This window comes from Streptomyces sp. NPDC055025, from assembly GCF_053608565.1.
Genome location: NZ_JBSGVS010000065.1, coordinates 43,970 through 52,171, shown reverse-complemented (window position 1 = coordinate 52,171; position 8,202 = coordinate 43,970). Strand labels below are relative to the sequence as shown.

Genomic DNA, 8,202 nt, shown 5'->3' with positions numbered 1-8,202 from the left:
CCGGTGAAGAGCACCGCGCGGCCCCGGGACCGTACGCACCACAGCGTCGTGACGCGGTCCTCGCGTCGGCGCTCGCGTCAGCCCTTGCGGTTCTTGACCTCTTCGGTGAGCTGCGGGACGACCTCGAAGAGGTCACCGACCACGCCGTAGTCGACCAGGTCGAAGATCGGCGCCTCGGCGTCCTTGTTGACGGCCACGATCGTCTTGGACGTCTGCATACCGGCGCGGTGCTGGATCGCACCGGAGATCCCGGAGGCGATGTAGAGCTGCGGGGAAACGCTCTTGCCGGTCTGGCCGACCTGGTTGGAGTGCGGGTACCAGCCGGCGTCGACGGCGGCGCGCGAGGCGCCCACGGCGGCGCCGAGGGAGTCGGCGAGCGCCTCGATGATCGCGAAGTTCTCCGCGCCGTTGACGCCACGGCCACCGGAGACGACGATCGCGGCCTCGGTCAGCTCCGGACGGCCCGTCGACTCACGCGGGGTGCGGGAGACGACCTTCGTACCGGTGGAGCCCGCGCCGAAGGTCACGGAGAGCGCCTCGGCGGTGCCCGCGGCCGGAGCGGCCTCGACCGGAGCCGAGTTGGGCTTCACGGTGATGACCGGAACGCCCTTGGAGACACGGGACTTGGTGCTGAACGCGGCGGCGAACACCGACTGCGTGGCCACCGGACCCCGCTCACCCGCCTCCAGGTCGACGGCGTCGGTGATGAGACCGGAGCCGATACGGACCGCCAGACGGGCGGCGATCTCCTTGGCCTCGGCGGAGGACGGGAGGAGGACCGCGGACGGGGACACCGCGTCGTAGGCCGCCTGGAGCGCGTCCACCTTCGGCACGACCAGGTAGTCGGCGTACTCGGCGGCGTCGTGCGTGAGGACCTTGACCGCACCGTGCTCGGCGAGCACGGACGCGGTGTCCCCGGCGCCCGCGCCCAGCGCAACGGCGACCGGCTCGCCGATACGGCGGGCCAGGGTCAGCAGTTCGAGGGTGGGCTTGCGGACGGCACCGTCCACGTGGTCGACATAGACGAGAACTTCAGCCATGGGATTGCTCTCCTGCGAGTACGGGGAACGTGCCTGCGGGCACGGGGAACGAACGTGAGGGTGCGGGGCTCCGCACGAGCCTCAGATGAACTTCTGGCTCGCGAGGAACTCGGCGAGCCGCTTGCCGCCCTCGCCCTCGTCCTTGACGATCGTGCCCGCCGTACGGGCCGGACGCGCCGCCGCCGAATCGACCGCGGTCCAGGCACCCGCGAGACCGACCTCGTCGGCGTCGATCTCCAGGTCCTCCAGATCCCAGGACTCCACCGGCTTCTTCTTGGCGGCCATGATGCCCTTGAAGGACGGGTAACGCGCCTCGCCCGACTGGTCGGTGACCGAGACGACCGCCGGCAGGGACGCCTCCAGCAGCTCGCTCGCGGTGTCGCCGTCACGGCGGCCCTTCACCGTGCCGTCCTCGACGGAGACCTCGGAGAGCAGCGTGACCTGCGGGACACCCAGCCGCTCGGCGAGGACCGCGGGCAGTACGCCCATCGTCCCGTCCGTGGAGGCCATACCGCAGATCACCAGGTCGTAGCCGGTCTTCTCGACGGCCTTCGCCAGCACCAGCGACGTACCGACGACATCGGTACCGTGCAGATCATCGTCCTCGACATGGACAGCCTTGTCGGCCCCCATCGAGAGCGCCTTGCGCAGCGCGTCCCTGGCGTCCTCGGGGCCGACGGTCAGGACGGTGATCTCCGCGTTGCCGTCACCGTCGTAGTCGTCCGCGATCCGCAGTGCCTGCTCGACCGCGTACTCGTCCAGCTCCGACAGCAGGCCGTCCACATCGTCACGGTCGACGGTCAGGTCGTCGGCGAAATGCCGGTCACCGGTGGCGTCGGGCACGTACTTCACACAGACAACGATCCTCAAGCTCACGCCGGCTCTCCTACTGCATCGTCATTTCTGGGCTGCCTTGTTGCACGCAGCATAGGCGCCTTATGGGGCGGTTTCCGGTCGGGGGACCGGCGCACCGGAGACAATATTACTCGCCAGTACAGTCAGAGGATTCCCCCTGAGCAAGCGCTTGTAACTGTGAGCTTGCCAACGCCCGGACAGAAGGACGACCACGGCGGAAGCGGTGCGCGGCCGTGGCGGGCGAAAGCTCCGGCAGGCGCCCCGGCCCTCAGTCGCGCAGCGCGTTGAAGCGGCCCTGATGGTAGAGAAGCGGCCGGCCCGACCCCGCGGGATCGCCGACGACCACCTGCGCGATCACCAGACGGTGGTCCCCGGCGGGGACACGCGCGACCACCCGGCAGACCAGCCACGCCAGGACGCCGTCGAGCACCGGAACGCCCTCGGGTCCGGTACGCCAGGCCGTGGGCGGCGCGAAGCGGTCCGCGCCGCTGCGCGCGAAGGTGGCGGCCAGCTCGCGCTGATGCTCACCGAGGATATGGACGCCGACATGGGTGGCCTCGGCGAGGACCGGCCAGCTCGACGACGAGGTGCCCACCCCGAAGGAGACCAGCGGGGGCTCCGCGGCGGCGGAGTTGAGCGAGGTCGCGGTGAATCCGACCGGGTGGTCGCTCCGGGCCGTGATCACCGCGACGCCCGCCGCGTGCCGGCGGAAGACGGAGCGGAGCAGTTCGGGAGAGGCGAGCTGAGGAGTGCCGAGACCGGGGGTCACCGTCATCGAATTGTCCTTCTGCGGGCTGCGGGAGATACGTACGGGGTCCGTGGCTGCTCAGCAGCCCGGACAGCGCGCACTCGCGTTGCGGGCCAGGTCGACATGGACCCGCCCGTGGAGAAGGAGTTCCTGGGGCACCTCGTCAGGGTGACGATGCGTGGCGGGCGCAGTCAAGTGCGTAGGTCACACCGCCTCACCCAGCGCGGCGATCACATCGGCCTTGCGGGGCTGTCCCGCCGCTCTCTTCACGATGCGGCCCGCGGCGTCGAGGACCAGCACCGTGGGGGTCTTGAGGATGCCCAGTTCCCGTACGAGCTCCAGCCGCTCCTCGGCGTCGAGTTCGACATGGGAGACCCCGTCGACCATCCCCGCCACCTCGCTGAGGGTTCGTCTGGTCGCCCGGCAGGGCTGGCAGAACGCGCTGGAGAACTGGACGAGCGTGGCCCGCGCCCCCAGTTCGGCGCCCAACTCGGCCGCGCCGAGCCGCTTCTCGCCGTCCTTCACCCGCATCCTCAGTCTCCCGTCGACGCGACGGCGCAGCAGTCCGAAGGCGCCCGCCGCGGCGAGCACCGCCACGCACACCACCAGTCCCATCACACCGTCCGTCCTGTCCGTCCTGTCCGCCCTGAACGTCGCCCGTCAGCACACTCCCGGCACACACGCATGACGCACACCGGCATGACACCGAGCAGGCATGGCACCCGGGCCGCACCGGTGTCCCTGGGTGCAGCGTTCACACAACCGCAAAATATTCCGCGGTCCCACGGCGGCCACGGCGGGAGATGCTGACGCCATGGACATCGACATCAGAGGGCCGCGTTTCGGAGCGGCCGTCACCACCCTCGTACTCGCCGCGGTATTGATCACCGGCAGTGGCGCGCTGCTCGCCTGGCAGACGCTCTGCTTCGCGGTGGGCGCGGTGGGCGGCGTAGGGCGTTCACCGTACGGCTGGCTGTTCCGTACGGCCGTACGGCCGCGGATCGGACCGCCCGTGGAGTTCGAGTCGCCCGAGCCGCCGCGGTTCGCCCAGGCGGTCGGACTGCTCTTCTCCCTGGTGGGACTGGCCGGTTATCTCTGGGGGCCGCTCTGGCTCGGGCTGGCGGCCACCGGCTGCGCGCTCGCCGCCGCCTTCCTCAACGCGGCGTTCGGCTACTGCCTGGGGTGCGAGATGTATCTGCTGGTACGGCGGGTCGGCCCCGGGCTGCGCTGACGTGACGAGAATCTCGCCCCGCGCGCAGACCAGGACTGGCCACGGGGCCCTGTATGGGGCACCATCGGCGCAATGCCGAAAACCTACGGCTGCGTAACTTCCGCCGGGAGACCCCTCCCCGGAACAGAAGGGTCCCCACCAGATGGCAGAGCTCGTCTATCGACCGGTCATCGGCGCCGCCCGCACGATGTTCAAGGCGCTGGACCTGAAGATCGACACGCAGGGTTCGGAGCACATCCCGCGCACCGGCGGCGCCGTGCTCGTCAGTAACCACATCAGCTATCTGGACTTCATCTTCACCGGACTGGCCGCGCTGCCCCAGAAGCGTCTGGTGCGCTTCATGGCCAAGGAGTCGGTCTTCCGGCACAAGGTCTCGGGCCCCCTGATGCGCGGGATGAAGCACATCCCGGTCGACCGCAAGCAGGGCGAGCAGGCGTACGCCCACGCGCTGGACTCACTGCGCTCGGGCGAGATCGTCGGGGTCTTCCCCGAGGCGACCATCTCGCAGTCGTTCACGCTGAAGAGCTTCAAGTCGGGTGCGGCACGGCTGGCGCAGGAGGCCGGCGTACCGCTGATCCCGATGGCGCTGTGGGGCACCCAGCGGCTGTGGACCAAGGGCCGTCCGCGCAACTTCAGGCGCAGCCACATCCCGGTGACGATCCGGATCGGCGAGCAGGTGGAGGCCGCGGCGGACCAGTACGCGGGCGCGATCACCCGGCGGCTGCGCGAGCGGGTGCAGGAACTGCTGGAGGCGGCGCAGCGCGCGTATCCGGTGCGCCCCAGGGACGCGAACGACACCTGGTGGGTGCCGACGCATCTGGGCGGTACGGCACCGACCCCGGCCGAGGCCCGCGAGCTGGAAACGAGCTGAGCGGGCCCCGGCCGAAACGTCACTGCCGACGGCACGGAACGGAACCGCCGCGCCAGGCGCGGCGGAAGCCGTACGACGGACGGGCCACGCGTCCGTCACGCCCGGCCCAGGTCGGCCGGCGGGCCGGCCCCTCAGACCGCCGGATGGACCGTGACGCGTGCGCCGGGGCTCAGTTTCTCCAGTGACTCGGCGAGTTCCGCGCCGGCCGTGTCGAGTTCCCCGAGGGTCATGGGCGCGAGGCGCTCCAGCAGGAAGACCGCGTTCACCGATTCCTCGGTGAGCCGGGTGCGGACGCCCTGGCGCCAGTTCCAGCGGCGGCAGGTGACGCCTTCGTCGTCGCACCAGACGACCTCGCCGGGCTCGGGGTACTCCACCGCCGGTTCACCGCCCGCGACGGTCGCGAACGGCTCGTCGCCCGTGGCCCGTACGAGCCGCATACCCCCGGCGATACGGTCGGTGTCCTCGCCGCCCACGGGGATGAGATGGGCGACGCTCACGGCGTTGTAGAGATCGACGAGCAGATTGATCCGCGGCAGCCCGGAGTCGGACAGGGCACGCTTGGCCAGGGCCTCCGCGGAGTTGCGGGTACGGGACGGCTTCGCCCCGAAGGCGGTGTACGTCTCGCGCCAGGCGGCCAGACGCGGGTCCTCGTGCGGGGCACGTCCCCCCAGCCGGTCGGCGAGCCGCCGGGCCGCGTCGTCCAGCAGTGCCGAACTGCCTTCGGTGCTGGGGCCGTTCACCAGGCCATGGGCCTCGACGGCGAGATGGGTGAAGCCGGGCGCGAGGGTGCGTACCTCGTCCGACACGGTGAGCGTCAGGGTCATGATCCGTGGTGCCTCAGGATTTCCGGAGTGGACGGCGGGGTGGCCGGCGGAGTAATCGTCTCGGAGTGGACGGCTGAGTGGACGGCTGGGAGTGGACCGCTCGGCGTCGCTGTCACAGCGCGGTGGGAAGCGTCCGCCAGAGGTGCGACCGGTCGGGGGCGGCTCGCAACGCGCTCAGAACGACCGGATGCGGTGCATCGTAGAGTACTGGATAGTCCATCTCATTGCACTCGGGTCGTACGGTCCAGGCCAGCCGCTCGCGCTCCAGGGAGAACTGGGCGTCGATACCGGGCTTGTTGCCGCGCGGATCCTGCCGGGCCCAGCGGTCCCGCCCCGGCAGCCTGACCGCGACCAGACCGTGCAGCACGGGATCCGTTCCGTCGTCGGCGGCGAGCCGCTGGTAGCAGAGGGCGGCCGGGATGGACTCCGCCCGCAGCAGCGCGGTCAGGGCGTGCGCCTTGGCGTAGCAGATACCGGTGCGCCGCCCGAGGACGTCCGAGGCACGCCAGGTGACGCGCGGATCGTCCGCGTCGTACGAGTGCGGGATGGTGTCGCGGACGAATTCATAGGCCGCCTTGGCGTATGAGTATGCGTCCGTATGCGCCGAACGGAGACGGGCCGCGGTCTCCCGTATCAGCTCGTGCTCATGGTCGATGGTCTCGTCGGCGGCCAGGTAGGCGGAGAGTTCGGGATTCCGCTGGATGAGGCGCATAGCGGCGACCTTAGACCGAGCGGTCGACCGGATCCAATGATTTTCCGGTCGACCACATACTCATGCAATTCAGAGGCCGCCCGTCACGCGGCCATCTCCTCCTTCAGCGCCTGCACGAACGCGTCGACGTCCTCCTCGGTCGTGTCGAAGGCGCACATCCAGCGGACGTCCCCGGCCCTCTCGTCCCAGAAGTAGAACCGGAAGCGGCGCTGGAGCCGCACGCTCACCTCGTGCGGCAGCCGGGCGAACACCGCGTTGGCCTGGACGGGATGGAGGATCTCCACGCCGTCCACCGCGCGCACGCCCTCCGCGAGCCGCTGGGCCATCGCATTGCTGTGCCGGGCGTTGCGGAGCCACAGATCGCCCGCGAGCAGCGCCTCCAACTGCACCGATACGAACCGCATCTTGGACGCGAGCTGCATCGACAGCTTGCGCAGATGCTTCATCGCCCTTACGGCGTCCGGGTTCAGGACGACCACGGCCTCACCGAAGAGCATGCCGTTCTTCGTCCCGCCGTAGGAGAGGACGTCCACGCCGACGGCATTGGTGAAGGTGCGCATCGGTACGTCCAGGGACGCCGCCGCGTTGGCTATGCGCGCGCCGTCGAGATGCACCTTCATACCCCGCTCGTGCGCGTGCGCGCAGATGGCCCGGATCTCGTCGGGGGTGTAGACCGTGCCCAGCTCGGTGTTCTGGGTGATCGACACGACCTGGGGCATGGCCCGGTGCTCGTCCTCCCAGCCCCATGCCTGCCGGTCGATCAGCTCGGGGGTGAGCTTGCCGTCCGGCGTGGGTACGGTCAGCAGCTTGAGGCCGCCGACCCGTTCGGGCGCACCGCACTCGTCGACGTTGATGTGCGCCGACTCGGCGCAGATCACCGCGCCCCAGCGGTCGGTGAGGGCCTGGAGCGCCACGACATTGGCGCCGGTGCCGTTGAAGACCGGAAAGGCCTCCGCGCTCTGCCCGAAGTGGCTGTGCATGATCCGCTGGAGATGATCGGTGTAGTCGTCGTCGCCGTAGGAGACCTGATGGCCTCCGTTGGCGACGGCGAGCGCGGCGAGGATCTCGGGGTGGCCTCCCGCGTAGTTGTCACTGGCGAAGCCGCGCACCGCCGGATCGTGGTGCCGGCGCGCGTCCGTCGTACGGCTCACGGCTCGGGAGTCAGCCACAGTCGCTTTCCATTCACTTCCCTGGCGGGCCGCTCCCAGACCGCGGCAATGGCCTCGGCCAGCACCGTGACATCCGTGAAGCCCGCGAATTTGGCGTTCGGGCGCTCGGCGCGCAGCGCGTCGTGCACCAGCGCCTTGATCACCAGGATGGCAGCCGCCGCTCGTGGCCCCTCCTCGCCCCCCGCCTTGCGGAAGGCGTCGGCGAGCGCCAGCGTCCAGGCCTCGGCGGCGGCCTTGGCCGCGGCGTAGGCGGCGTTGCCCGCGGTGGGCCTGCTCGCGCCCGCGGCGCTGATCAGCAGGAACCGGCCGCGGTCGCCGCGCAGCAGACCGTCGTGGAAGGCGAGCGAGGTGTGCTGGACCGTACGGATCAGCAGCTTCTCCAGCACCTCCCAGTCGGCGAGGTCGGTCTCGGGGAAGGAGGCGCTGCCGCGCCAGCCGCCCACGAGATGGACCAGTCCGTCGACCCGGCCGAACTCCTTCTCGGTCTTGTCCGCCCAGGCCCGGGTGGCGTCGAGGTCGAGCAGATCGACCGTGTCACCGGTGACCGTGGCTCCGCCGTGCGCGTAGCGGGCGGCGTCGACGGCTTCCGCCAGCCGTGCCGGGTCCGCGTCGGCGGCCACGACGACGGCACCCGCCTCGGCCAGCCGCAGCAGGGCGGCACGCCCCGCCGGACCCGCCGCTCCCGCGACCGCGACGACCGCGCCCTCCAGCGCGCCGCCGCCCGTACCGCCGTTCCCGTCCATGCCCGTCGC

The 8,202-nt window shown here is 70.5% G+C and carries 10 protein-coding genes; 2 read left to right on the top strand and 8 right to left on the bottom strand.

Going from position 1 to position 8,202, the window contains the following annotated elements:
- Positions 1–77 precede the first annotated feature (77 nt).
- The 4 genes from ACWGDX_RS31725 to ACWGDX_RS31710 form a co-directional block, all read right to left on the bottom strand.
- Positions 78–1,040: an electron transfer flavoprotein subunit alpha/FixB family protein gene (locus ACWGDX_RS31725; RefSeq protein WP_453631158.1), complete on the bottom strand. Its 963-nt coding sequence runs from the start codon at positions 1,038–1,040 to the stop codon at positions 78–80.
- A gap of 81 nt (positions 1,041–1,121) precedes the next feature.
- Entirely contained in the window at positions 1,122–1,916 is a 795-nt protein-coding gene (locus tag ACWGDX_RS31720; RefSeq protein ID WP_453631157.1) for an electron transfer flavoprotein subunit beta/FixA family protein, read from the bottom strand.
- Between the two features lie 247 nt (positions 1,917–2,163).
- A complete protein-coding gene (locus ACWGDX_RS31715) occupies positions 2,164–2,670 on the bottom strand; it encodes a flavin reductase family protein (RefSeq protein ID WP_453631155.1) in 507 nt (168 codons plus the stop codon).
- Between the two features lie 177 nt (positions 2,671–2,847).
- Positions 2,848–3,261, bottom strand: a complete 414-nt coding sequence (locus ACWGDX_RS31710) for a TlpA family protein disulfide reductase (protein WP_453631153.1) — start codon at positions 3,259–3,261, stop codon at positions 2,848–2,850.
- Positions 3,262–3,457: 196 nt separating this feature from the next.
- Here ACWGDX_RS31710 and ACWGDX_RS31705 point away from each other — a divergent pair, with 196 nt between their 5' ends.
- Positions 3,458–3,874 carry a DUF4395 domain-containing protein gene (locus ACWGDX_RS31705; RefSeq protein WP_453631152.1) on the top strand — a complete coding sequence of 139 codons (417 nt, stop codon included), beginning with the start codon at positions 3,458–3,460 and terminating at the stop codon, positions 3,872–3,874.
- Between the two features lie 142 nt (positions 3,875–4,016).
- The gene (locus ACWGDX_RS31700) at positions 4,017–4,745 is read left to right on the top strand and encodes a lysophospholipid acyltransferase family protein (RefSeq protein ID WP_453631150.1); all 729 of its coding nucleotides are present in this window, start codon (positions 4,017–4,019) and stop codon (positions 4,743–4,745) included.
- A gap of 131 nt (positions 4,746–4,876) precedes the next feature.
- Here the strand turns inward: ACWGDX_RS31700 and ACWGDX_RS31695 are convergent, their stop codons facing one another.
- The 4 genes from ACWGDX_RS31695 to ACWGDX_RS31680 form a co-directional block, all read right to left on the bottom strand.
- Positions 4,877–5,569, bottom strand: a complete 693-nt coding sequence (locus tag ACWGDX_RS31695) for a B3/B4 domain-containing protein (protein ID WP_453631148.1) — start codon at positions 5,567–5,569, stop codon at positions 4,877–4,879.
- Positions 5,570–5,681: 112 nt separating this feature from the next.
- Complete coding sequence (locus ACWGDX_RS31690; protein ID WP_453631146.1) at positions 5,682–6,281, bottom strand: transglutaminase-like domain-containing protein; 600 nt, start codon at positions 6,279–6,281, stop codon at positions 5,682–5,684.
- Positions 6,282–6,364: 83 nt separating this feature from the next.
- Positions 6,365–7,450, bottom strand: a complete 1,086-nt coding sequence (locus ACWGDX_RS31685) for a threonine aldolase family protein (protein WP_453631145.1) — start codon at positions 7,448–7,450, stop codon at positions 6,365–6,367.
- A complete protein-coding gene (locus ACWGDX_RS31680; protein ID WP_363083978.1) occupies positions 7,429–8,193 on the bottom strand; it encodes an SDR family NAD(P)-dependent oxidoreductase in 765 nt (254 codons plus the stop codon). The genes ACWGDX_RS31685 and ACWGDX_RS31680 overlap by 22 nt, the downstream gene beginning before the upstream one ends.
- Positions 8,194–8,202: the final 9 nt, after the last annotated feature.

What these genes read in the sequence shown, in the direction of transcription:
- ACWGDX_RS31690 (WP_453631146.1), bottom strand. Translation starts at nt 6,281, where the DNA reads ATGCGCCTCATCCAGCGGAATCCCGAACTCTCCGCCTACCTGGCCGCC.
- ACWGDX_RS31725 (WP_453631158.1), bottom strand. Translation starts at nt 1,040, where the DNA reads ATGGCTGAAGTTCTCGTCTATGTCGACCACGTGGACGGTGCCGTCCGC.
- ACWGDX_RS31715 (WP_453631155.1), bottom strand. Translation starts at nt 2,670, where the DNA reads ATGACGGTGACCCCCGGTCTCGGCACTCCTCAGCTCGCCTCTCCCGAA.
- ACWGDX_RS31680 (WP_363083978.1), bottom strand. Translation starts at nt 8,193, where the DNA reads ATGGACGGGAACGGCGGTACGGGCGGCGGCGCGCTGGAGGGCGCGGTC.
- ACWGDX_RS31695 (WP_453631148.1), bottom strand. Translation starts at nt 5,569, where the DNA reads ATGACCCTGACGCTCACCGTGTCGGACGAGGTACGCACCCTCGCGCCC.
- ACWGDX_RS31700 (WP_453631150.1), top strand. Translation starts at nt 4,017, where the DNA reads ATGGCAGAGCTCGTCTATCGACCGGTCATCGGCGCCGCCCGCACGATG.
- ACWGDX_RS31705 (WP_453631152.1), top strand. Translation starts at nt 3,458, where the DNA reads ATGGACATCGACATCAGAGGGCCGCGTTTCGGAGCGGCCGTCACCACC.